Below are 22,006 nucleotides of genomic sequence, written 5' to 3'. Positions count from 1 at the left end.
CTTACAAGCTTGCGGAGCGGATCACTTCAAGATTCAAAGTATACAGTGTACTTTGTCCAGCATTCCAGGTAGCAATGGCTAAGCCCGTTTCTCCGTGGGCCGCGATCGCGCAAATCCCCGCAGGAAGTTCTGCCTGCCCAATTTGCTGTCCATTGTAGTCGAGCGCAATTAAATGATGATCATCACACACGACAATTCCCCAAGGATAAGCAGTGACGAATTTTGGGGTGATTAGAATTCCAACTCGGATCACGCGATACGGTTTGAGATGGAGCAACACAAGCGATCGTTCAAACCCTATTTCAATCGCAATTAGAAAATGAGCCTTCCTCGTTGGAAAGACTCGCTCAATTTGTAGAGGAATGCTGAACGTCCCAAACGCTTTTCCATGTCGATTGAAGAAATCGAATCGGGTGGAGCCGAGTTCTCTAGATACCAGTTTTCTAGATACGAGTGCAATGTGTCGAGTATGAAGGGCTGCGATCGCAATGAATTCGCCAGATCTCGGTTCGCAAAGTGCAGGACGACAGGCAAGCTGCGCCTGTGGTAATGTCCAAATGCTGAAAAATTTAGCTTGGCTTTGGTTGAGTGTTGCAACAGCCATCCATTTGCCAGATGGGTCGATCGCAATACGAGAAGGGTGATTAAATTGAGCCACTCGCTGCGCAGTCGTGTCTGACAGTCGATAAATTGAACGCTCCGTGACCGCAAAACATCCGCTCGATCGCACGATTAAGTCCTGAATGGGTTCTGCAATGGCATCGTTGCGCCGAATCTTTCCGGCACGGCGATCAAAGAATCCCTTGGCATACGATCGAGCGGAAATCGCTTGATCTTGGCTGTAAAAGATCAAGCTCGACTCGCACAAATCGCGATCGCATTCAGGCAAGACTTCAATTACGGAAAGTTGATCAACCCGATCAAGTAAAGCTTCTTGTCTTAAAGTTTGCAAGGTAAATTTTGGAGCCGCGATCGCCGTTGCAAAGTTGTGCGGGGCGAATTGCGGTTGAGATCGATCTTGTATCGCCCCTTGCAGCGCCTCAAGCATTTGGGTTGCAGACTGATACCGTCTTGCTTTTAACTTCTGAAGTGCCGTTAAAATTACCGTCTGTAGCCGTGTCGGAATATGCGCGGGAATATTCACAGCTTGATTGAGATGCGCCACCATTAAGTCAGGCGGTGCGCCTGAAAACGGGCGATGCCCAACTAACAATTCATACAGCAAAACACCAACTGCATAGAGATCCGTTGAGTGAGAGTACTGCCCATAGAACCGCTCCGGAGCCATATAAGCAGGTGATCCTGTTAAATTTGCAGGTTCACGAGTCAGGTCGTGACTCAAGCGTGAAATTCCAAAATCAGAGATTTTTGCACTCCAACCTGAAGCATCCACACTCAGCAAAATATTCTCAGGCTTAATGTCACAATGCACAATGCCTTGAAGACTCGCATGTTCTAACCCGGCAAGCACATCACACACCAGTTTGACACTGAGGACTGGATCTAACCGATGATGATTTTCCATCAATTGCCGCAGCGTTCCACCCTCGCAATACTCCATCACGAGGCAGCGCTTTCCCTGCCAATGCTCGATCGCTTCACAGGCAACAATATTTGGATGTTCAAGCGTCACTAAGAACTTCAATTCTCTTAAAAACTGGCTCGTTGGAGAGCCAGTCAAATCGAGGGCTTTGAGCGCGACTAACTTTCCAGTTTGACGGTGCATTGCACAATACACTCGTCCAAACTGTCCCCGCCCAATCAAGCCTAAAATTCGATAGTTCGATCGCTTGACTTCCTGTAACCTCAACACATCCGCGCGACTCATCCCAAGCTAGACAAATAAACGAGGCAAAATTGATTCGTGGTCGAGTTGCTTATCGACTAATGCTTCAGCCACTTCTAGGCGTTTTTGCAGACCGATAATAAAGAGATTGCTTGCTGCTCCGAGCGATTCACATTGAGTCTGCACACAATGTAAATCCCGCCCTGCCAGCTGACTAAAAACCGATGCCAAAACGCCAGCTTCTAGAAAACACGACGGCACTTCAGCCTCGGTTGCAAGTCTTGCAAAAGGCGAATGTTGAGTTTCAACAATCAGAAACCCACGATCGTGATAGGTCTGATCTAAACTCAACTGACCCAGTCCGTAAGTAATCCAGCATTGCTTCAATGCCTGAAGAAAATCCGCCATCTGCATATCGACGAGCGGAGTTTCGTAGTACTCGCTCACCTCATCTCGAAAGCGATTGAAGAAATTTTTTCCCCACCAGCGTCCGCAATTAAACAACACTAGGCGAGAAGCTTGTCCTGTTTCCTTTGCCAAACCCGAGTAGATGGCTTGGATCAAAGTCTCGGGAAGTGCGAGTAAGCGATCGCCCCGACGACTTTCGAGCAATCCCATTTCTAGATCGCCGCGCACATAGACATCGCTCGCGTAATAGTTTGCGGGAAGACGATCGTGAATTAATAAATCGCGAACAGAAATCATTAGAAAATACCTGCAACAGTGAGCATTTCTTCTTCTTGGGCTGGAATAACAGGGTCAACAAGACTCAGAAAAGGTTCTAACAGCGCAACTTGCTGAGCATTGAGAGAGAACCGAAGCTGTTGCTGTATCAATCGGAAGAAGACAGCATTGATTTTTTGGTCTTGATGCAATGAGATCGCATCCTTGAGCCAACTCAGCAAGCGATTTTGTACATATTCGGCATCATTGAGCAACATTCCCATGGCACATTGACGCAGGATTAACATGCCATATTTGATCGTGCGCTCCAAAGCGGTTGTCTCAATGCTCGGCAGTTCGAGTTGCAGTTCATCAGCGGCACGCTGAACTAGATCAATTTCGTGATCGCGGAGGGCACGGTATGCACTCATGCGCTCTGAAATCGAAGCAACATATTGCCCGATCACTTGTAATTCTTCGGGTTTGAGATAGCGGTTCTCGGCTTCGTCAAATACGCCTTCAAGAGGAGATTGCATCATCGTTTTAGAGAAGTTAGAAGAGGTTAGAGAAATCAGTCAGAGTAAACTTACTCTCAGTTAGTTCATCAGATAAGCTTTCCGGTTCAGGAGCCACTGCCATCGTGACCGCTGGCGTCCCATCCCAACGCATTGCGGCAAAAAATTGCTTCACTTTTAGCTCAAACGAGAGTTCGGTCAGCACTTCAGGCGCGACGGCTTGCTCCAACATCGCGACTTCTTCAGCCGTCGAATACTGCGCTTGATTTTCCCAATTACAAGTCGTGAAAAAAGAATGAACGGAGGACTGTAGCCAATTCTGAGTATCTTGGGGAGCGAGTGACGAAATCATTTCAACTCTCCCGAACGTAACCGTTTTTCGATGTCTCTTGCGGTTGCACCTTCATTCAGCCAGAACGATGCCGCATCGATTCGCTCTTGCCCACCGAGCAAGAATTTACAGTAAGTCTCACCCATCGAATAGCATTGAATCTCAATACAGCTGAGTTGCTTTTTGACGAGTTCCGTGAAGAAACCTGAGAATAACCCTGCATACAAAAAGCAGACGGGTTTCCCAACATCGCCCAAGGTTCTCGCAACTGCCGAATCAAAGACATTGATGAACATAAACCCTTGTTTGCGATCGCCCAAATCGACTTCCCAACGTCCCCAACCTTGCGCCGTGAAAGGCCACCACCAAGTTTCGAGCAAAAACATCAAATTCGTCTGACGAATCGAGCGATCGTATTCTTTCTCAAACCACTTCTCGAAAAAGAAAGCGTCTTTTTGCCCCCACTCACACCCGATTGTGTACATGGTTGCGGCTGAGGCATCTCCGACTTCTTCTTCTAGCCCTTCGACTAAGCCAATGATAAAGTCTTCAGTCGTCAGAACGTTCTGACTATTATTCCAATCCACGATCGTGCCCTGATCGGGGTCGAACTGGAAAAAATCCTTGAAACCATAATGGTTGTGCTTTTTGGGATTTTTGAGTTTTGAGGGAGTTTGGTGAGCAAGGGAGAACGCCATAGTCGCGACAAGGGTGGAAGGACAAAAAGGAAGCAACAACAGGTTGCGCTGATAGTGGTCAGTGTGCCCAGAACAAGCTCTGAAATTAGACGGTTCCAAGCATTCGACGATTCACTTCCAGAATCGGCAGGATCAAATTGGCTTCACTCGGGGTGAGCACTTGTTTGACCACTTCTTGCATCACGGTATAAGTCACGCCACAGGATTTTTGAGCGTTGAAGGCACGCATAATGGTCTGAAACCAAAATAGAAATCGTTCTCTCAACGTTTCTGAATCATCCAACAGCATTGCGACGGCAGAATAGCGCAAAACTCTTAAAGTGTCGCGCTTCCATTTCGCTGTGACGTCCTCGCTCCCATTGCGGAGTAAGGTTGGATCGATCGCTCTCATTTTGGCGAGGACTTGTTGAACAATCGCAGCTTCGCTCGCTTGTAATTTTTGATAGGTTTGGACGCGCAATTCAAACGATCGAGCATACTCCGCCAAAAAACGAAGCTCCTCATCGGTCGCGTAACGTCCTTCGGTTGTTTGACTTAACCGTTGGATTTGGCTCAGCATAGGGGGTCGCAATTACAGCAATTACATTTGTATGCAGCGTTCCCGATTGGGTTAAGAGACTCACACTTCAGAGGAGTTTGAGAAATAATTCGACATATTGAAGGTGGTCGTATCTTCGATCTTTTTCATCATCGATCGCGTGATTAATTTGCCAGCTTCAACCAAAACTTGCCCGGTCAGAGGATGCAGCAAATCTTGTTCTGCTCTGCGCCCAATCAGCGCTTCGATGTCTTTGATCGAATTGATATACATCCCTGGGGGCAGTTCGACGACGACTCCACTGCCGATGACTCTTGCCTGACATGCTAATCGCGAGTTTGTCTTGCACGATGTAATCACTTCTAATGTGCGTTGCTCTCGCCGATTTGTGGGCGTCAAAGCGTCCATGCCTGATTTGACATAGACATGACAGGTCGCACACATGCCGCGACCGCCGCATTCTTTGAGAACATCTAGATCTTTGTTGATTAGAACCGAGAGGAGATTCCCCATTGTTTCGACCGCGCTCTCTTGTGCGATCGGTTCGAGGCGGACAGTTTTTACCATGATTTTTTTAGGGCAAGAGGAGGGCTTTTTGCAAGTCGGTAAGCGCTTGTTGCTCGACCAAAGCGGCATAACCTCGCACAGCTTGCGAACAGCGTTGAATAAAGCGGGCTATCCAACGTCGCAACAATTCGAGGTCTTGAGCAGTTACAGACTGTTCTAGGCTTGAGGGTTCCCCTAAAAAGATGATTTGCCCCGATCGCTCAATCTGAAATTGCTGGAACCATACATCGTCTAGACGGCTTGATTTCCAGTAGTTCGCAATGACGGCGATGCCTAAAAATCGTTGGGTAAACTCACTCAACTCGTTCATGACCTGCATGACATCCTTGAGTTTCAGCTGGGCAGGAGACGGAAGCGGCGGAAGATTGTCAGTTTCGACTGTCGGATTCGTCGCGATCTCTAATGTCGAATTGGTTACGATCTCCAATGTCGGGTTCGTCGCGATCGCGGAGCGCAGCACCGTAAAAGCAGAAATAAATTGTTCAGAATTTAAAGTATCGTTTTTAATCACTAAGGCAAGCAGATCAGAGTGCAATCGATGGAGTGCAATCTGGTACTCAGCGAAGTGAAACGCGAACCCATCATACTCCGGCGGAATCGTTGCCACGAGTTGCAAGATACTCTGGAGCAAATCAGATTTATTTCCTTCGGCAAAAGCAGGGTGGTGCGTATAAAAAACTGGCTCAGAGTGTCCACTTAGTAGGGCGATCCCCACGATTCCTGGTACATTCAGAAAGTCCCGTATAACTTCCTGGTTCATAAGCTGATCTACTCATCGTTCTGTACAATACTTGCCACATCTATTTTTTAGGGAGATGTAATTTGTGCGATAACGCAACGGACTTCAGGATAAGTTTACAATTTTTTGCATTTCCGGTCTTGCTTCCCAGTTTAGAGTGAACGCACTCACAGTTTGCTAAATTTGATTTCTTACTCGCTTTAAGCTCCCCACAACTTTAGGCTTAGCCGTATGTCTGACCTTCCTTTCACCCTTGATCAATTACGTATCCTAAGAGCGATCGCGTCTGAGGGTAGCTTTAAACGGGCCGCTGATAGTCTGTATGTGTCTCAGCCTGCCGTTAGTTTGCAAGTCCAGAATCTAGAACGGCAGTTGGATGTGCCCTTATTTGATCGGGGTGGGCGACGGGCGCAGTTAACGGAGGCAGGACATCTACTGTTAAATTATGGCGAGAAAATCCTAACGCTGTGTCAGGAAACGTGCCGGGCGATCGAGGATTTGCAAAATCTCCAGGGTGGCACTCTGATTATCGGAGCAAGTCAGACAACGGGAACCTATCTGCTGCCCAGAATGATTGGTCTGTTTCGTCAGCAATATCCAGATGTTGCGGTTCAGTTGCATGTGCATTCTACCCGCAGAACTTCCTGGAGTGTTGCCAATGGTCAAATTGATTTGGCGATTATTGGCGGTGAAATTTCTCCAGAACTTCAAGATTCATTGGAGATTATTCCCTATGCTGAGGATGAACTCGCGCTAATTTTACCTCCCAATCATGCATTGGCAAGGTTAGAGACGATTCAAAAAGATGATTTATATCGATTGCAGTTTATTGCCCTGGATTCGCAATCGACGATTCGGAAAGTCATTGATCAGGTGTTGGGGCGTTGTGGGATTGAGACACGCCGATTAAAGATCGAGATGGAACTCAATTCGATCGAGGCGATTAAGAATGCTGTTCAGTCTGGGCTAGGAGCTTCTTTTGTGTCGATTAGCGCGATCGAGAAAGAATTGCAGATGGGGATGTTGCATCGCGCTAAGATCGATGATGTCGTGGTGAAGCGGACTCTTTCAGTGATTATTAATCCGACTCGCTATCGATCAAAAGCAGCGGATGCGTTCTGTCGAGAGATACTGCCGAAGTTTACAAATCAGCCGATCGAGTTTGAGCGTCCGACTCCAGCTTTTCCAGAAACCCAGAGTTTAAAGGCAATGCTTCAAGCAGCGAGTAATCGAGCGATTTCGGAGTTGGAATAAAGTCTGGCGGCATTGCGATGGGGTTTGTCTCAACAGCTTGTCGATCGCAGGTTTGGGCTGGACTAGAATTTAGTTGAGCTTTGATGAAATTCTGCACCCTCACGACTATGGACGAAATCGATCAGTTGTTGGCAAGTCTCCATCCCTCTCCACCTCCCCCTGCTTCAAGACCCTCTCCACCTGCTGCCAATTTCTCAACTCGATCGATCGAGGATCTTTTGTCTCAGATTGACGTGTTTGAGACTCGAACCGCGCGGTCTACTGCACCTCCTCAGCCGTTAGTCGAGGAGATCAAAACAGAAAACTTACAACAGCAGGCAGAAGTGGCACGACAGGTCGAGTTAGATCGACAACAAAAACAGCAGCGTCGTGAGCAACTCAAACAGCAACGCCGCGCTGAATTAGCTGCACAAGCTGAACAATGGCTAAAATCTCTTCAGCCAAAATCATCAGAAGGGCGCTGGTTTGAGGAATTTGCTTGTCACTATTCGTCTCGCCTAGAAGCCGCGATCGATTATTTAGAAGCTCTGCAAGACATTACCCCGTCTTCGGATTGAGGATTTTTACTGTTTTGGAGCGACTATGCGTTTATTGTGCTTAAGTAATGGTCACGGAGAAGATACGATCGCCATTCGGATTCTTCAAGCTTTACAGCAGAAATCAGATGTGACGATCGAAGCTTTACCGATCGTAGGCGAAGGCCATGCATATCAAAAAGCAGATATTCCAGTGATTGGCACCGTGAAAGTTATGCCATCCGGTGGATTTATTTATATGGATAACAAACAGCTCGTGAGAGACATACAAGGGGGATTAGTAAAATTAACACTTGAACAAATTAAAGCGATTCATACCTGGGCAAAATCAGGCGGGATGGTTTTAGCCGTTGGCGATATTGTGCCGATGCTATTTGCCTGGACAAGTGGCTTGCCGTTTGCCTTTGTTGCGACCGCAAAATCTGAGTATTACTTGCGCGATGAGAATGGCTTTATTCCTCGAAAATCCTGGTGGGACGATCGATTAGAACGTTCCACGGGATGTATTTTTCAACCTTGGGATCGTTGGTTAATGAAACGCCCGCAGTGTAAGGCTGTTTTTCCGCGCGATCGCTTAACAGCTCAAGTTCTCAAGCGCTTTCATGTGCCAGCGTTTGATTTAGGCAATCCAATGATGGATGGCTTAGAGTGGTCGGGTGTAAAAGAGTCTGACTGTTTGACGATCGCGTTGATTCCCGGTTCGCGCCCGCCTGAATGTTTTGCCAATTGGGAATTAATGCTGCGCGCGCTCAATGCGATGATGGGCGATTTTCAACGTCCCATGCGATTTTTAAGCGCGATCGCGCCCGGAATCGATCTCGATCAGATGCATCATTTATTGCTGAGCTATCGCTGGACTCCGACAGAATCCAATATCTACGTCAATGGATACGGCGAGAAACAAGCCACACTCCAGTTAATGCCAGGGCGATTTGCAGAATGTATTCAGCGCAGTGAACTTGCGATCGCGATGGCGGGAACGGCGACTGAACAATTTATTGGACTTGGAAAGCCTGCATTCATCATGCCGGGAGAAGGTCCACAATTTACGCCCGCTTTTGCTGAAGCGCAAACTCGATTGCTAGGTGCCTCCGTTACCTTGGTTGAGCAACCCTCGCAAATGGGGAATGCAGTGCGATCGCTGTTAGAAAATCCCGATCGCATTCAAATGATCGCCGACAATGGGCATCGACGTATGGGAGAACCGGGTGCAGCGGATCGAATTAGCGATCGTCTCCTCGAAATCTTGAAAACCTGCTAGATTTTGTACACTTCGGCAGTCATCGTTTTAAAGTCCCCAAATTTAGGAATTTGAGGGACTAAAACCGTGAACCCCGACGCGAATCCATCCACATCAAACTCATGGGAAAACTGACTACTCACGTTCTAGATACCGCTCACGGCTGTCCTGCCGCAGATCTCAAGATTGAACTCTGGCAAATTGATTCGCAAACGGATCAGAAAACCTTGATTAAAACAGTTTTGACAAATTCAGATGGACGGACTGATAGCCCAATGTTGAATGAATCAGAGATCAACGTTGGCATCTATGAGCTAGTTTTCGCGATCGGCGAATACTTCGCCTCGAAATTCGCTCATCCTGTAGAGCCTGCATTTCTCGATCGCGTTCCCATCCGTTTCGGAATCGCAGATGCGACTGCCCACTATCATGTTCCACTGCTAGCTTCCCCGTGGTCGTACAGCACCTATCGAGGTAGTTAGCGCGAACTCACAGCCGAATTCAAAAGGTCGAGCAAAGCTTGACGATAGATGCGCTTGCCAGAATCATTTAAATGTACGCCATCTAAGGTGAGATCTTCCCGCAGCGCTCGATCGCGAAATAAGGGTCGAATCACGTCTATTCGCACCGTGACATCTTGCTCTGTTCCGACTTGACGAATCAAAGTGTTAATTTCATCGACACGATCGAGTGTACCCGCCACATTTGGATTTTTACTCGCTTCAACCGTCGAGTAAAATGCAGGCAACAAGGTGATTTCCGACGCTCCTAATCCACGAGTTAACGTCACAATCTGGCGCAAATTATTTTTGAAATCGACATTGTTAATTGAATACATCGCATCATTTGTGCCGATCGCAACGATCACGTTTTGGCACTGAATATTGCCTGCTTTAAGCTGCTTCAACTGTTCGAGAAGCGACACAGTACTCATGCCGCCCATTGCAAAGTTATAGTTTGATTGACCCAACGAATTGCCCAATCCAGAAGAAATTGAATCCCCGAAAACGCAACCTGTATAACGCTTTCCCGTACTTGCAGTAATTTGAGAACTGACCTTAGAACGCCACCAGTCTACCGAAGGCAGCTTATCTACTTTCGGAGACGAAACCGCAGGCAAAACACAGGGCGAACTAGCAAGAAGTGTAAACCCAAAGAGTAAGCCAATTTTGAGCACACGCTTCATGCAAAAACACTCCAATCATCAATAATTTCTTTGACTTAGTATGGTAAATAAAAGTTCAGTACTTCGTATCCGTATTGGCACATTTCTCAGTCGCCCCAAGTTAGATTTCCCCAGAACCCTGAATCCCATCAGGACGAATTCTGATATCCAGTCACCATAGAATTGTTCATTCCTCTTGGCAAGCGATCGGGCACTTCCAGAGAGAAAATGCGTCACGTCAGGTTGGGATCTGAAATTTTACAAAGTTTTGAGTTTACAAAGTTTTGATATTGCACGAAATCAGATCCCGATGCCCTTCCTCCATGCTTGTAAACTGTAGAGCTAGTGCATTTTGCCTGTTTTGATGTTGATTGAGTTGCTCATGATTAAGCTTCGATCCTGGTTCCGTCACTGGAGAAAAACGATTCTGATGCCGCTCTTTTTGGCATCTTTTATCACTGTTGTTTGGGCGAGTACTCCTGCAATCGCTCAGATGCAACGTCCTCTCCTGTTTCCTTCACAACCGACTCCGACCCCGACTGTTCAACCTTCACCCGTCGTTCCACAAATTCCTCGCACCGAGATTCGAGGTGTATGGCTGACGTTCAACGATCTCGATGTCATGAAAGATCGCACGAAAGTGCAGAACGCAGTGGATCAATTAGGACGCTTGAATTTCAATACGATTTATCCGGTGGTGTGGAATTCTGGCTATGTGACGTATCCCAGTGCAGTTGCCCAACGTCAGGGCATCCAGCCTTTTGTGTATCGTGGTTCAGATGGACATGACATTCTCGCGGATGTTGTCGATCGCGCCCGTCGCCGAGGCTTGCTCGTCGTTCCCTGGTTTGAGTTCGGATTCATGATTCCGTTTACGTCAGAACTCGCACTGAATCATCCAGACTGGCTGACTCAGCAGCGCAATGGCGACCAGACTTCCATCAGTGGAGCAGGCGAAGTGGCTTGGCTCAATCCCTTTCATCCTCAGGTTCAGCAGTTCATCACCGATTTAGTCTTAGAAGTGGTGACTCAGTACAACGTGGATGGGATTCAGTTTGATGACAATATGAGTCTGCCGCGTGAATTTGGCTATGATGCTTACACCCGAGCACTCTATAAGAGAGAGACGAAAAAAGACGTTCCCAATAATCCAGCGGATCAAGCTTGGATGCGGTGGAGAGCCAACAAAATTACGGCATTCATGACGCAATTGAAGAAAGCCGTGAGAGATCGCAAACCCAATGCAATTTTCTCAATTTCACCTAACTATTATGACTTTGCCTACAAATTCCATTTGCAGGACTGGCTCGCTTGGGTTCGGCAAGGGATTGCAGATGAATTGATTGTGCAAGTGTACCGTCCGAATTTGCAAAGCTTCATTGAGAAGATTTCACGTCCTGAAATTCAAGAAGCCCAAAAACGAATCTCAACCGGGGTTGGGGTCTTCACAGGGCAAAGAACAAATCCCGTTTCGATTCGCCAAATTCAAGAGCAAACGCGAGCGGCTCAGGAACGAGGGTTAGGCGTTGCCTACTTCTATTACGAGAGCCTTTGGGATATTGCTCCAGAGCCTGCCAGCGATCGCCAAGCGGGATTCCAGGCGCTTTTCCCTGAACCTGCGACTCGACTCGCACAGTGGTAGATCGTGCAGGGGTAGATTTGTCTATTTTTAAGACTGTCTTCCAACTTTTGCGGATCGAAGTGTGTAAAAATGTGAAGCGTGTGGATAACTTCATCGCCGACTACTGCTTTAACTCCGACTGCCGTTGCCCTGGGAAACTTTGACGGTATCCATTTGGGGCATCGACAAGTCATTGCACCTGTGCTGGAAAATGACGGGATCGCCCGGACTACGGTTGTAACTTTTAGTCCACATCCGAAAGAATTTTTTACTGGAGAACCTCGATCGCTGCTCACGCCTCAAGAAGAGAAAGTGTTGCACCTAGAAGCGATCGGGGTTCAACAATTGGTGTTGCTGCCGTTTAACCGTGAACTGGCAAAGCTAACGCCGCAGCAATTTGTCGAAGAAATTTTGGTCAATCAGCTTCAGGCTCGACAGGTGAGTGTGGGGGCTGATTTTTGTTTTGGACATCGACGCACGGGAACGGCGGACGATCTGAAAGCGATCGCGGCAACGTTTGGGATTGGGGTGACGATCGTGCCGTTGTTACTCTTTCAAGGCAAGCGGATTAGCAGTTCAGCAATTCGAGAAGCGCTGTTGTCTGGAGATTTGCAGACTGCGAATCGAATGCTCGGCAGATCTTATCGGCTGATTGGACAGGTCGTAACGGGTCAACAACTGGGTCGCACGATCGGATTTCCAACTGCGAATTTGCAGCTTTTAGGAGATAAGCTTGTGCCTTGCCGGGGCGTGTATGCGGTGAGAGTTTCAGGGGCTGGAGAAACTTCGATTCTGGGTGTGATGAACATTGGCAATCGTCCGACGGTGAATGGTCTCAGTCAAACGATCGAAGTGCATTTGCTCGATTGGTCGGGCGATTTGTATGGAAAGACGCTGATTGTGGAGCTTGAGGAGTTTATTCGCCCTGAGCAAAAGTTTGCGTCATTAGAAGAGTTGAAGGCGCAGATTCAAGCAGATTGTGAAACAGCACGATCGACACTTGCTGCAATGAGTTAGCGATAATAAGTTTGAGATTTTACCTTGTGAGCTTGCTGTGAATCGTCGAGAACTTCTGAAATTATTAGGTCAAACTTCGGGCGGGCTGATTGCTGCAAGTGTTTTGGGTGGCTGTCAAGCTAAATCGATGAATTTACTCTTTTCGCTTGATCCGGCTGAAGCTCTGCCAGATCATTTGATCACGCCGATTGATGAATTCTATGTGCAATCTTATGCCTTACCGTCTCAGGTAAATGTTGAGAAATGGCAGTTGAAGATTGGGGGTGAAGTCAATACTCCTGTGACTTTGAACTTTCAAGATATTCTCAATGCGCCGCAAGAAGAGTTTTACCTGACGATGGAATGTATCGGCAATCCGGCAGGTGGGAATTTGATCGGAAATGCAAAATGGACAGGTACGCCATTGCTGCCCTTTTTGAAGCAGGCAGGTGTGAAAAAAAGCGCGATCGAGTTTGCGATGAAAGGCGCAGATTGGTATGAAACGACTTTACCTGTTGCAGAATTAATGCGTCCTGAAGTGCGATTAGTTCATCAAATGAATGGCACACCTTTAACGGCAGCACATGGCTATCCGGTTCGGATTATCATTCCGGGGCATTTTGGGCAAAAGCAACCGAAATGGATCGTTGGAATTGATGCGATCGCCAAAACGAAGACCGGATTTTGGGAGAATCAAGGCTGGTCGAATACTGCCGAAATCCCAACTCATTCGTTGATGCGGCAAGTTCACGATTCTAGAGTCTGGAACAAGCAGCATCAAGTCAAACTCACCCGCGATAACTGGGAAAAAGGCGTTTTACTAGCAGGCGTTGCTTTGGATCGATCGACTGCGATCACGTCAATTCAAATCAGTACAGATGACGGTGTAACCTGGCAAGCTGCCGAGCAGAATCGTCCAGAATCGCCGCATGAATGGACATTGTGGCGCTATCTGTGGAAACCAACTCAGGCTGGAAAATATTCGCTATTAGCGCGCGCTAGCTCAGAACGACAGCAGCAAGCGATCGAGGATAAGAATAGTAAAGACGGAAGCTCTGGAATCCTGAAAATTCAAACTACTTTAGACGCCTAGTTTTTACTCGCAATGCGATTTGTTCTAAAGGTGACGTTCGAGCCTTCTTGAGTCTGTTCTAAAACTAGGAGCGGCGTGGGTTTTGCATTTTGATCCCAGCGCATGTTCGCGATTCTGCCTTGAATCGCAGGTTGCCACGTATCATTTTCATGCGTGGGGCTGAGGAAGGTTTCAAAGCAATCAATGATTTGATTGATTGTCACAGAAGTCGGCTGAGTTGGAAGTTTGAGAATTTTGATTTGAATCCGAAACAGGACGCGAGTCGATTGAGCCGATTCGCCAGATTTGTACAAGACATCAAAGATTTCATCGACTTGGCGACCTGTGCTCGCAATTCCAATTTCTCCCTGATTTGCTTGAGTCGGGCGGAGTGCCAATGTAATTTTGTCTTTGACTCTGATTTTGATTTGATTGACGATCGCGAAATGGAAGACCTCTTCTGCCATTCTCATCCGCAGATAGTCGAGGTTAAATTCACGCGAGTGAATCAGATCGGGGTTGCGCTCCATTTTCCCCATCATTTCCACCGCATATTTCAGCTTTTTCTGAATTTCGCGATTTTTAACGATCTCAAACTTCACCTGTTTCTTCAGCTTATTCGCCTGCAGTGTCGAGAAAACCCCTAAAACGATCAGCAGTAAAAACAGCCCGCCGGAGGTCATCATCCAAACATTACCGCCAGCAGGAGAATTCGGACGAGCAGGCTGACTCGATGCAGATTGAGTTTTGACAGGCTTTGCAGCAGTCTGAGCCAAAAGGGGGGACACCATCGACATAAGACGTTTTTACAGGAAGAGGTGGTCGATTCCAGAATGCCCCGATGTCACTGGGAACTTGATAATTTGTACACAAATCAAGTCAGGATTTTTTTGAAATGACACCACTCGATTGTGCTGAAAATTTACACCGAATTCGATTAATTGCAACAGATATGGATGGAACGCTGACCATTCAGGAAAAATTCAGCACGAAACTGTTAGCAGCCTTTGATCGATGCCATCACGCTGGAATTCAAATCCTTGTGGTGACGGGGCGAGCGGCAGGTTGGGTGAGCGGCTTAGCGAATTATTTGCCGATCTGGGGTGCGATCGCAGAGAATGGCGGCTTGTTTTATCGCGGTGAAACTCAAGAATTCCTTGTCCCAATTCTCAATGTGAATTTGCATCGTCAGAAATTAGCAGAGATGTTTGCCGAGTTGCAGACTCATTTTCCTAATCTGCAAGAATCGAGTGATAATGCCTTTCGGCGAACAGATTGGACATTTGATGTGGCAGATTTGACGTTAGAAGAACTCGAACGCATCAATCTCCTGTGCCAAACCAAAGGTTGGGGCTTCACATACAGCACGATTCAATGTCACCTGAAACTGGTAGCACAAAGCAAAGCATTGGGATTGAGCCGAATTTTAGAGCATGACTTTACCCACTACGATCGCGAACAGATTGCCACGATCGGCGACAGTCCCAACGACGAAAGTTTATTTGATGCAAGCCAGTTTCCCATCTCGATTGGAGTTGCGAATCTGAAGCGTTATCAGAATCACCTTCAGCATTTGCCGACTTATGTAACGATCGCAGAAGAAGGCAATGGATTTTGCGAATTCGTCGATGCTGTCTTAAAGGGTCGGTAAACTATAGAAAATTGCTGATATCAGAAATCATGGAATCCTCAACCCCAAATCGTATCCGAAACTTTCTTATTGCCATCGTTGCAATCACTCTTTCGGTTGCCGTCGCACTTGGGCTGAAAACTCAAACTACAGGCGTTTCGCTGAATGCGATGTCTGCTGAGGCAGTTCCGCTGGAAGTGGCACTCACCAATGGCAACCCAACGCTGATGGAGTTTTACGCCAATTGGTGTACAAGCTGTCAGGCAATGGCTCCCGAACTCAAATCGTTAAAAGATAGCTACGGCGATCGCATTAATTTCGTCATGCTGAATGTGGATAACGAGAAATGGTTGCCAGAAATTCTGTCTTATCGCGTTGATGGCATTCCGCATTTCGTTTATCTGAATGACAAAGGAACCGCGATCGCGCAAGCAATTGGGGAACAACCACGCACCATTATTGAAGAAAATCTGGTAGCGTTATCTTCTGGTTCAGATTTACCTCACGCTCAGAGTATTGGACAAACTTCGGCGTTCTCATCGCCCGTTGGAACCAAGCCAAGCGATCCGCGAGGTCATGGCAGCCAGGTTGTTGAAAAATCATAGAAAGCTATGTCTCGATCGAGTGCGTTACGCTACTACGTTTTATCTCGTCTATTGATGGCTCCGCTGATGCTCTGGCTGATTACGACGATCGTATTTCTGCTGCTGAGAGCCACGCCTGGGGATACAGTTGATGCCATGCTAGGCACTCGGGCATCGCAAGCCGCAAAAGACGAGTTGCGGGCGCAGCTTGGATTGAACAAATCTTTGCTATTTCAATACTTTGATTATATTGGAGCGCTCTTGCGCTTCGATTTGGGTAAGTCTTTGACGACTCAAGGACAATCGGTTTGGGAAATTATTGGCAAGTTCTTTCCGGCAACGGTTGAACTAACAATCGTCGGTTTAGCGATCGCGCTCGTTGTCGGCATAACCGTCGGCGCGATCTCTGCCTCACGTCCGAATAGTTCACTCGATGCGACGGGTCGGCTGTTTGGCATTATTACATACTCCATTCCGATGTTTTGGTTTGGAATGGTCTTGCAGCTAATTTTTTCAGTCGGTTTGGGATGGTTTCCATTGGGGACTCGATTCCCAGTGACGATCAGCCCGCCGACGAATGTCACGGGTTTATATACGATTGATAGTTTGCTGAGTGGAAATTTCGAGCAATTTGCGATCGCGATTTACTATCTCGCTTTGCCTTCGATCACCTTAGGGGTGCTGATTAGTGGGATTTTTGAGCGAATTGTGCGCGTCAATCTTAGGCAGACTTTGCAAGCCGAATATGTCGAAGCGGCACGCGCAAGAGGAATCCCAGAATCGAAGATCCTGATCAATCACGCGTTGAAAAACGCGATGATTCCAGTGATTACAATTCTGGGGTTGACGCTGGCTGCGTTGTTAGGAGGAGCAATTCTCACCGAAGTGACATTCTCTTGGCCGGGACTTGCAAATCGCTTGTACCGAGCCATTAATCAAAGAGACTATCCCACGGTGCAAGGCATTGTCGTTTTCTTTGCGGCAATTGTGTCGATCGCGAGTATTGCGATCGACATTATCAATGCTTATATTGATCCACGAATCCGCTACTAGCGAGGCAGACAAGCAACCGGAATCGGGTTAGACGAGGTGCGAATCGCAGTTTCATTCAAATTCCGCGACGCGATCAAGTTCTGACCTTCTCGGTAAGCTTCGAGATTCATCATAGCTTCGTGCCCTGAAGTTCCAGCAGGACCATTGTTGCGGAATGCGATCGCAGCACTGCGGTTGTTTGCATCAAACTGACGGTGCTGAGGCGAGCCTGCGGCTTGCAGAACTGTATTATATTGAGTCGAACTAATCGTTTCTGCATTCATCGACTGCTCCATGTTCGTCGAACTTGGAGATTGATTCACACTCGAAGGCGAAGGGGGAACTGCACCATTTCCGAGTGGAACTGAGGTATTTCCTTGAATGCCGCTTGATGCCGTATCGTAGCTCGAAGGAGAGGTTTGATTAGAAGCGCCAGAAGACGAGGTTTGATTGGAATAATTGGAGGAAGATTGAGTATCCACTGGACCTCCAACTCCACCATTAATATAAGCTGAACACTCCGCAGCAGTAGGAGCAGATTGTGCGAGAACAGGGAGTGCCATTAATGCGGCTGTACCTGTTGCACTGAGGGTTGCCAAGGTGCGTTGTAAAAGATTCATTTTTCTCCTCGAAGGTCGTTAGATGTGAATTTTTTGTAATGATAGATACGCTATTACTGTAGAAATTCAATCTACGATCGCCCTCTGTCTTCTGGCATTGATGCTAATCTGCCAAGAGTTAGAAACGGTACCAACAAATCTAATCCAACTTTAATTGTGAGAATTGAGAGCCTGAATTACAGCCTCGCTCATGCATTCTGTCGATCGATGATTTAGCTCTTGGCTAAAGTAATCCAAGCTCGTAAGACTTCTGCAACCGTCCAGGCTTGAGCGAAACACCCCTGTGGCATCATCGGTGCGTCTCCATCGAAAATTTCGCTGAGGCTGCCTAAGCCTTGATTCCGCAGATGGTTTGCCATCGGTTCGAGAAATTCTCGGGCTTTGACCGGATCACCATACACTCGATGATGCGCGATCGCAAACGATCCAATCAACCAGCCCCAGACTGTGCCCTGATGGTAAGCTCCATCTCGTTGAACTGAGTCGCCGCTGTACCGTCCTCGATAGTTCGCATCGCGTGGATCAAGCGATCGTAATCCGTAAGAGGTGAGCAGCGATCGCGAACAAGCATCGACCACGCCTTTCTGCTGATTCACATTCAATGGACTTTCCGGCAGAGAAACCGTAAAAATCTGATTCGGGCGCAGTGAGGCATCGTTGCCGTCAGGTGAATCGAGAACATCGTAGCAGTAGCCTGCCTCTGCATTCCAAAAGCGTTCAAAGCGGGCAAGCACTCGTTCTGCCATCGCGTCATATTCTCGGTAAGGTTTTCCAAGTTGCCGAGCGAATTTTGCCATAATTCGCAGCGCATTGTACCAAAGAGCATTGACCTCGATCGGTTTACCAATCCGAGGCGTAACCACCCAATCTCCAACTTTGGCATCCATCCAGGTCAATTGAGTTCCAGCTTCTCCGGCATACAGTAAGCCATCGGCTGAATCTAAGTGAATGTTGTACCGAGTCCCACGACAATGCCAATCGATAATTTCAGACAGCATGGGAAATAAATTATCGATTACATCATGATCTTCGGTTGCATTGTAGTAATCAAAAATCGCGATGAAGTACCATAACGTTGCATCGACAGTATTGTATTCAGGAATTTCTCCAGCATCAGGGAAACGATTCGGAAGCATTCCTCGATCGAGATATTGCGCAAACGTGTAGAGAATCGATCGGGCAATTTCTACTCGTCCGGTTGCTAGCGTTAAGCCCGAAAGACTAATCATCGTATCGCGTCCCCAGTCTCCAAACCAGGGATATCCCGCAATGATGGTTTTCCCATTCGGAGCACGATTCACAATGAACTGGTCTGCCGCCAGTACCAGTTGGCGTACCCAAATAGGAGAGGTTTCGACTTGTTTGACGCGATCGAGTCGCCAGCAGTCAAACAGTCTTTGTTCATGATTATGCTGGGCGCGTAGGGCAGTTTCGCCATCAAGATTCGGATTCGCTTCTGTACTCGTAATGAAGGTAAGCGACTGACCAGGATAGAGCGTGGTTTGAAATGTTGCAGCATGGAGATGATCTTCTCGATCGCTGAGTCCTCGCGATCGCTCAACGGCTAAATCAAATCCGTAGTACCAATCATGAAAGGCTGTGACGCTCGCACCTCGGCAGATTAAAAAGAAAGGCGTTGCATCAGGATAGGCAGAGAGCTTCAAACCATGCTCAATTTCATCTATTTCCATTTGCCAACCATTTCCATTGGTATTACCGTGATAATCCCGATAATTTACAAATGTCTTGAACGTCAGTGTTAACGGCTGTGTTGCACGATGTAATTGATAGTGAACATAGGTTGTGTTTTCACCTTGCTGCATCCAGATGCGTTTTTCGAGGATGGCATCGCCACAAGCGTATCGCCAAACCGGAACCGTTCCTTCGAGAAAAAAGCGCTCAAGATGTCGGTATCCGTGCGGGCCAACAATTCCATCTGACCAACGATTTGTGCTGAGCGGGTAAACATCTTCACCGTATCGAACGGACTCATCCAGCTTTGTCACCAGCAGTGTGCGATCGAGGGGAGGCTTGAGTGCTGCAATCAGGAGTCCGTGATAGCGGCGGGTGAGAACCCCTGCGATCGTGCCGGATGCAAATCCACCAATTCCGTTTGTGACCAACCATTCTCGTGTTTCCGCAGACGGCAGAACCCCGCAAATTTCCCGCCCAAAATCAATGACCATAAAAATAATCTAGCCAGCCTAATGATTCTAGGAGACGGTCGCAAAGAAGGAGCAGTTTCGCTACAAGAAATTCGGATTTCAAAGCTCAATCTTGGGAATCAAGATATTTTTGCAGTTGAGATCTAAACTCGTACAGTGGCAGTTATGAGGTGAAATGTGTCGCCGTTTTTATTTGTGACTGATTTGGATCATACGTTGGTGGGCGATGACTTCGCTCACGAAGCCTTGAATGAGTGGTTGCTAGAAGCGCGATCGCACGGCAGCAAAATTGTGTATTCGACCGGGCGATCGCTAGCGCTGTACCGAGAGTTAGCAGCCGAAGCTCCTCTGTTTGAACCCGATTTGCTGATTGCCGCCGTTGGTACTGCGATCTATACAGATTTAGCAGGAGAGCCGGATGCAACTTGGTCAGAAAAGCTCAAAATCGGGTGGAATGTTGAACAGGTCAGAGCAACCACAGCACATTTCGCCGATCTTGTCCTGCAACCGGATACCGAGCAGAGCGAATTTAAGGTTAGCTTTTTCTTGACGGAAGAAGCATCGATCGAGGTTTTACCGCAACTTGAGCTACTGCTGACTCAACAGGGTTTAGACGTGCAATTGATTTACAGTAGCGGCAGAGACTTAGACCTATTGCCCCGTCATGCGAATAAGGGATCGGCTTTGACCTTTGTGCGGCAGACCTTGAATTTTGCACCTGAAGCAACGATCGTGTGTGGCGATTCGGGAAATGATATTGCTTTATTTGCGGTCGGAGAAGAACGCGGCATTATTGTCGGCAATGCTCAAGCAGAACTGCTCGCTTGGCATCGAGATCATCCGATTCCGCATCATTATCTGGCTCAATCTCATTGTGCTGCTGGCATCTTAGAAGGGCTAAAATACTTCGGCTTTCAGTAAAAATTCTATGATTGGCTATCTTAAAGGTACGATCGCTGCAATTCAAAAAACCAACACTAATCGCGTCACCTTGACGTTAGAGGTGAATCAAATCGGGTATGACATTCAAGTTGTACCGCGATTGATTCAATCTCTACCAGGTCAAGGTGAAGAGGCGCAGATTTTTACGCATTTGAATGTGCGAGAAGATCAGGTGACGTTGTTTGGGTTTGGCTCAGCAGCAGAGCGGGATCTATTTCGGCAATTGGTGAGCGTCAGCGGGATTGGACCCCAGTTAGCTGTTGCGTTGCTCGATACTCTGGGATTGCAGGACTTGGTGCAAGCGATCGTGTCGGGCAATACGCGCTTGCTTTCTCGAACCCCAGGAGTGGGAGCGAAAACAGCCGAGCGGATTGCGTTGGAGCTAAAAACGAAGCTGTCCGAATGGCGACAACAATCGGGAATTGTCGTGACTCCGGGTGCAGGACCTGCGGCGAATATTCTCGAAGATGTAGAAATGACGCTACTCGCGCTCGGCTATACCGATCAAGAAATTTCACAGGCGTTGCAAGCGGTTGGGCAGAATACAGCCTTGTCGAAATCAGCAGATACCGAAGCTTGGATTCGACAAGCGATCGCTTGGTTGAGTCAATGATTACATCCTGAGATATTCCAAGCTCTATCGGTCGAGCGATTTGAGCCACAGCGCAAACCAGGTACAACAAGATGAAATTACATATGGAGTGTATCCTATGAAACTAAACTATGTTGTGAAAGCGTTGATGAGTTTTGCTTTGGCTGCGGTGATGATTTTTGTGAGTCCTGCGTTCTCGATCGCGGCTCCGATGAATGCAGAGAATACCGTTCACTCGAAAGTAAGTGAAGATACGGCAAATACCAAAAACTTTGTGCGTGGAGCACGTGAGACCGTCAAAGATGCAGCGAGAAGCAATGCATCGAAGGTTTCTGATGCCACCGATGGCGGCTTCTTTGCGAAGAAAGCTCGAAAAGATGCAGCTCGGATCGAGAAGCGTGCAAACGAGGATGCATCTCGGACTCAGAAAGCGATCGATAACACCAAACAGGCTGTTGATAAGGCAGTGAGTGGCGTTAAAAACGCGCTTGACTAAGCCGGACAGGACGACGATCGGATAGCAATATCCGCTCATCGCAGTCGTTCGGTTCAGTTCGCTAAATCCCCTAATTTAGCGAGCTTTGAAGATACAGAATCCCCTCAATCTTGTGAACACAGATCTGAGGGGATTTTGCATATTATCGTTTGCAACATGCGATCTTGACTTCTCAAAGTGCTCCACCCTCAAGAATTGCAAGACCATTCCAAACCATCCTAATT

Annotated in this window: 25 protein-coding genes; 13 read left to right on the top strand and 12 right to left on the bottom strand. The window is 47.5% G+C overall.

Translation table 11 applies throughout. From position 1 onward, the window contains the following. Window position 1 precedes the first annotated feature (1 nt). From J0L70_RS17655 to J0L70_RS17620, 8 genes are all read right to left on the bottom strand, one after another. A complete protein-coding gene (locus J0L70_RS17655; RefSeq protein WP_287455389.1) occupies window positions 2–1,828 on the bottom strand; it encodes a serine/threonine-protein kinase in 1,827 nt (608 codons plus the stop codon). Between the two features lie 6 nt (window positions 1,829–1,834). Beyond that, complete coding sequence (locus J0L70_RS17650) at window positions 1,835–2,491, bottom strand: V4R domain-containing protein (RefSeq protein ID WP_190647461.1); 657 nt, start codon at window positions 2,489–2,491, stop codon at window positions 1,835–1,837. Next, window positions 2,491–2,988, bottom strand: coding sequence for a bilin-binding protein (locus J0L70_RS17645; RefSeq protein ID WP_287455388.1), 498 nt, complete (start codon window positions 2,986–2,988; stop codon window positions 2,491–2,493). The genes J0L70_RS17650 and J0L70_RS17645 overlap by 1 nt, the downstream gene beginning before the upstream one ends. 13 nt (window positions 2,989–3,001) lie before the next feature. Further along, the gene (locus J0L70_RS17640; protein ID WP_190647457.1) at window positions 3,002–3,316 is read right to left on the bottom strand and encodes a hypothetical protein; all 315 of its coding nucleotides are present in this window, start codon (window positions 3,314–3,316) and stop codon (window positions 3,002–3,004) included. Further along, the gene (locus tag J0L70_RS17635) at window positions 3,313–3,993 is read right to left on the bottom strand and encodes a V4R domain-containing protein (protein ID WP_017286956.1); all 681 of its coding nucleotides are present in this window, start codon (window positions 3,991–3,993) and stop codon (window positions 3,313–3,315) included. Before J0L70_RS17635 ends, J0L70_RS17640 begins: the two co-directional genes overlap by 4 nt. An 85-nt stretch (window positions 3,994–4,078) precedes the next feature. After that, window positions 4,079–4,552, bottom strand: coding sequence for a bilin-binding protein (locus J0L70_RS17630; RefSeq protein ID WP_190647455.1), 474 nt, complete (start codon window positions 4,550–4,552; stop codon window positions 4,079–4,081). A 60-nt stretch (window positions 4,553–4,612) separates the two neighbouring features. Next, window positions 4,613–5,098 (bottom strand): 2Fe-2S iron-sulfur cluster-binding protein, encoded by a 486-nt coding sequence (locus J0L70_RS17625; protein WP_017286958.1) that lies wholly within the window; start codon window positions 5,096–5,098, stop codon window positions 4,613–4,615. A 7-nt stretch (window positions 5,099–5,105) separates the two neighbouring features. Next, window positions 5,106–5,858: a hypothetical protein gene (locus J0L70_RS17620; RefSeq protein ID WP_287455387.1), complete on the bottom strand. Its 753-nt coding sequence runs from the start codon at window positions 5,856–5,858 to the stop codon at window positions 5,106–5,108. A gap of 210 nt (window positions 5,859–6,068) precedes the next feature. Here J0L70_RS17620 and J0L70_RS17615 point away from each other — a divergent pair, with 210 nt between their 5' ends. The 4 genes from J0L70_RS17615 to uraH all read left to right on the top strand — a co-directional run bounded on the left by J0L70_RS17615 (window position 6,069) and on the right by uraH (window position 9,349). Beyond that, on the top strand, window positions 6,069–7,091 hold the full coding sequence (locus J0L70_RS17615) for a LysR family transcriptional regulator (protein WP_017286960.1): 1,023 nt from the start codon (window positions 6,069–6,071) through the stop codon (window positions 7,089–7,091). Window positions 7,092–7,198: 107 nt separating this feature from the next. Next, entirely contained in the window at window positions 7,199–7,648 is a 450-nt protein-coding gene (locus tag J0L70_RS17610; RefSeq protein ID WP_287455386.1) for a salt stress protein, Slr1339 family, read from the top strand. A gap of 25 nt (window positions 7,649–7,673) precedes the next feature. Then, window positions 7,674–8,888, top strand: a complete 1,215-nt coding sequence (locus tag J0L70_RS17605; protein WP_287455385.1) for a lipid-A-disaccharide synthase-related protein — start codon at window positions 7,674–7,676, stop codon at window positions 8,886–8,888. A 101-nt stretch (window positions 8,889–8,989) separates the two neighbouring features. Next, entirely contained in the window at window positions 8,990–9,349 is a 360-nt protein-coding gene (uraH, locus tag J0L70_RS17600) for a hydroxyisourate hydrolase (protein WP_017286963.1), read from the top strand. Here uraH and J0L70_RS17595 read toward each other — a convergent pair. Beyond that, complete coding sequence (locus tag J0L70_RS17595; protein ID WP_287455384.1) at window positions 9,346–10,053, bottom strand: SGNH/GDSL hydrolase family protein; 708 nt, start codon at window positions 10,051–10,053, stop codon at window positions 9,346–9,348. The genes uraH and J0L70_RS17595 overlap by 4 nt on opposite strands. Window positions 10,054–10,414: 361 nt before the next feature. Here J0L70_RS17595 and J0L70_RS17590 point away from each other — a divergent pair, with 361 nt between their 5' ends. From J0L70_RS17590 to J0L70_RS17580, 3 genes are all read left to right on the top strand, one after another. After that, window positions 10,415–11,674 carry a glycoside hydrolase family 10-like protein gene (locus J0L70_RS17590; protein ID WP_287455383.1) on the top strand — a complete coding sequence of 420 codons (1,260 nt, stop codon included), beginning with the start codon at window positions 10,415–10,417 and terminating at the stop codon, window positions 11,672–11,674. 78 nt (window positions 11,675–11,752) lie between these two features. Further along, on the top strand, window positions 11,753–12,670 hold the full coding sequence (locus J0L70_RS17585; protein WP_287455382.1) for a bifunctional riboflavin kinase/FAD synthetase: 918 nt from the start codon (window positions 11,753–11,755) through the stop codon (window positions 12,668–12,670). Window positions 12,671–12,707: 37 nt separating this feature from the next. Then, entirely contained in the window at window positions 12,708–13,742 is a 1,035-nt protein-coding gene (locus J0L70_RS17580) for a molybdopterin-dependent oxidoreductase (RefSeq protein WP_287455381.1), read from the top strand. On the opposite strand, the gene J0L70_RS17575 is transcribed toward J0L70_RS17580, so the two are convergent. Further along, window positions 13,739–14,518, bottom strand: coding sequence for a hypothetical protein (locus J0L70_RS17575; protein ID WP_017286970.1), 780 nt, complete (start codon window positions 14,516–14,518; stop codon window positions 13,739–13,741). The genes J0L70_RS17580 and J0L70_RS17575 overlap by 4 nt on opposite strands. A 98-nt stretch (window positions 14,519–14,616) precedes the next feature. Between J0L70_RS17575 and J0L70_RS17570 the strand changes: the two genes are divergently transcribed. The 3 genes from J0L70_RS17570 to J0L70_RS17560 are packed head-to-tail and all read left to right on the top strand — an operon-like array spanning window position 14,617 to window position 16,988. Next, window positions 14,617–15,372 carry an HAD family hydrolase gene (locus J0L70_RS17570; protein ID WP_287455380.1) on the top strand — a complete coding sequence of 252 codons (756 nt, stop codon included), beginning with the start codon at window positions 14,617–14,619 and terminating at the stop codon, window positions 15,370–15,372. A gap of 29 nt (window positions 15,373–15,401) precedes the next feature. Next, entirely contained in the window at window positions 15,402–15,956 is a 555-nt protein-coding gene (locus tag J0L70_RS17565; RefSeq protein WP_017286972.1) for a thioredoxin family protein, read from the top strand. Window positions 15,957–15,962: 6 nt separating this feature from the next. Further along, window positions 15,963–16,988 carry an ABC transporter permease gene (locus J0L70_RS17560; RefSeq protein ID WP_268241885.1) on the top strand — a complete coding sequence of 342 codons (1,026 nt, stop codon included), beginning with the start codon at window positions 15,963–15,965 and terminating at the stop codon, window positions 16,986–16,988. On the opposite strand, the gene J0L70_RS17555 is transcribed toward J0L70_RS17560, so the two are convergent. Together J0L70_RS17555 and J0L70_RS17550 are read right to left on the bottom strand one after the other, a co-directional pair. Further along, on the bottom strand, window positions 16,985–17,587 hold the full coding sequence (locus J0L70_RS17555; RefSeq protein WP_017286976.1) for a hypothetical protein: 603 nt from the start codon (window positions 17,585–17,587) through the stop codon (window positions 16,985–16,987). The genes J0L70_RS17560 and J0L70_RS17555 overlap by 4 nt on opposite strands. 212 nt (window positions 17,588–17,799) lie before the next feature. Continuing rightward, window positions 17,800–19,773 carry an amylo-alpha-1,6-glucosidase gene (locus J0L70_RS17550; protein ID WP_287455379.1) on the bottom strand — a complete coding sequence of 658 codons (1,974 nt, stop codon included), beginning with the start codon at window positions 19,771–19,773 and terminating at the stop codon, window positions 17,800–17,802. Window positions 19,774–19,929: 156 nt separating this feature from the next. Here J0L70_RS17550 and J0L70_RS17545 point away from each other — a divergent pair, with 156 nt between their 5' ends. From J0L70_RS17545 to J0L70_RS17535, 3 genes are all read left to right on the top strand, one after another. Further along, complete coding sequence (locus J0L70_RS17545; protein ID WP_190647430.1) at window positions 19,930–20,673, top strand: sucrose-phosphate phosphatase; 744 nt, start codon at window positions 19,930–19,932, stop codon at window positions 20,671–20,673. A 7-nt stretch (window positions 20,674–20,680) separates the two neighbouring features. Continuing rightward, complete coding sequence (ruvA, locus tag J0L70_RS17540; RefSeq protein WP_017286980.1) at window positions 20,681–21,307, top strand: Holliday junction branch migration protein RuvA; 627 nt, start codon at window positions 20,681–20,683, stop codon at window positions 21,305–21,307. A gap of 97 nt (window positions 21,308–21,404) precedes the next feature. Then, window positions 21,405–21,782, top strand: coding sequence for a hypothetical protein (locus J0L70_RS17535; RefSeq protein ID WP_287455378.1), 378 nt, complete (start codon window positions 21,405–21,407; stop codon window positions 21,780–21,782). Window positions 21,783–22,006: the final 224 nt, after the last annotated feature.

Origin of the sequence: Leptolyngbya sp. UWPOB_LEPTO1 (assembly GCF_017302695.1) — a bacterium.
Lineage (GTDB): Bacteria > Cyanobacteriota > Cyanobacteriia > Leptolyngbyales > Leptolyngbyaceae > Leptolyngbya > Leptolyngbya boryana.
This window is presented reverse-complemented; position numbering and strand designations above follow the sequence as displayed.

Excerpts from the sequence above, each read along its gene's own strand:
- J0L70_RS17655 (WP_287455389.1), bottom strand. The coding sequence starts at position 1,828 with ATGAGTCGCGCGGATGTGTTGAGGTTACAGGAAGTCAAGCGATCGAAC.
- J0L70_RS17650 (WP_190647461.1), bottom strand. The coding sequence starts at position 2,491 with ATGATTTCTGTTCGCGATTTATTAATTCACGATCGTCTTCCCGCAAAC.
- J0L70_RS17645 (WP_287455388.1), bottom strand. The coding sequence starts at position 2,988 with ATGATGCAATCTCCTCTTGAAGGCGTATTTGACGAAGCCGAGAACCGC.
- J0L70_RS17640 (WP_190647457.1), bottom strand. The coding sequence starts at position 3,316 with ATGATTTCGTCACTCGCTCCCCAAGATACTCAGAATTGGCTACAGTCC.
- J0L70_RS17635 (WP_017286956.1), bottom strand. The coding sequence starts at position 3,993 with ATGGCGTTCTCCCTTGCTCACCAAACTCCCTCAAAACTCAAAAATCCC.
- J0L70_RS17630 (WP_190647455.1), bottom strand. The coding sequence starts at position 4,552 with ATGCTGAGCCAAATCCAACGGTTAAGTCAAACAACCGAAGGACGTTAC.
- J0L70_RS17625 (WP_017286958.1), bottom strand. The coding sequence starts at position 5,098 with ATGGTAAAAACTGTCCGCCTCGAACCGATCGCACAAGAGAGCGCGGTC.
- J0L70_RS17620 (WP_287455387.1), bottom strand. The coding sequence starts at position 5,858 with ATGAACCAGGAAGTTATACGGGACTTTCTGAATGTACCAGGAATCGTG.
- J0L70_RS17615 (WP_017286960.1), top strand. The coding sequence starts at position 6,069 with ATGTCTGACCTTCCTTTCACCCTTGATCAATTACGTATCCTAAGAGCG.
- J0L70_RS17610 (WP_287455386.1), top strand. The coding sequence starts at position 7,199 with ATGGACGAAATCGATCAGTTGTTGGCAAGTCTCCATCCCTCTCCACCT.
- J0L70_RS17605 (WP_287455385.1), top strand. The coding sequence starts at position 7,674 with ATGCGTTTATTGTGCTTAAGTAATGGTCACGGAGAAGATACGATCGCC.
- uraH (WP_017286963.1), top strand. The coding sequence starts at position 8,990 with ATGGGAAAACTGACTACTCACGTTCTAGATACCGCTCACGGCTGTCCT.
- J0L70_RS17595 (WP_287455384.1), bottom strand. The coding sequence starts at position 10,053 with ATGAAGCGTGTGCTCAAAATTGGCTTACTCTTTGGGTTTACACTTCTT.
- J0L70_RS17590 (WP_287455383.1), top strand. The coding sequence starts at position 10,415 with ATGATTAAGCTTCGATCCTGGTTCCGTCACTGGAGAAAAACGATTCTG.
- J0L70_RS17575 (WP_017286970.1), bottom strand. The coding sequence starts at position 14,518 with ATGTCGATGGTGTCCCCCCTTTTGGCTCAGACTGCTGCAAAGCCTGTC.
- J0L70_RS17570 (WP_287455380.1), top strand. The coding sequence starts at position 14,617 with ATGACACCACTCGATTGTGCTGAAAATTTACACCGAATTCGATTAATT.
- J0L70_RS17565 (WP_017286972.1), top strand. The coding sequence starts at position 15,402 with ATGGAATCCTCAACCCCAAATCGTATCCGAAACTTTCTTATTGCCATC.
- J0L70_RS17560 (WP_268241885.1), top strand. The coding sequence starts at position 15,963 with ATGTCTCGATCGAGTGCGTTACGCTACTACGTTTTATCTCGTCTATTG.
- J0L70_RS17555 (WP_017286976.1), bottom strand. The coding sequence starts at position 17,587 with ATGAATCTTTTACAACGCACCTTGGCAACCCTCAGTGCAACAGGTACA.
- J0L70_RS17550 (WP_287455379.1), bottom strand. The coding sequence starts at position 19,773 with ATGGTCATTGATTTTGGGCGGGAAATTTGCGGGGTTCTGCCGTCTGCG.
- ruvA (WP_017286980.1), top strand. The coding sequence starts at position 20,681 with ATGATTGGCTATCTTAAAGGTACGATCGCTGCAATTCAAAAAACCAAC.
- J0L70_RS17535 (WP_287455378.1), top strand. The coding sequence starts at position 21,405 with ATGAAACTAAACTATGTTGTGAAAGCGTTGATGAGTTTTGCTTTGGCT.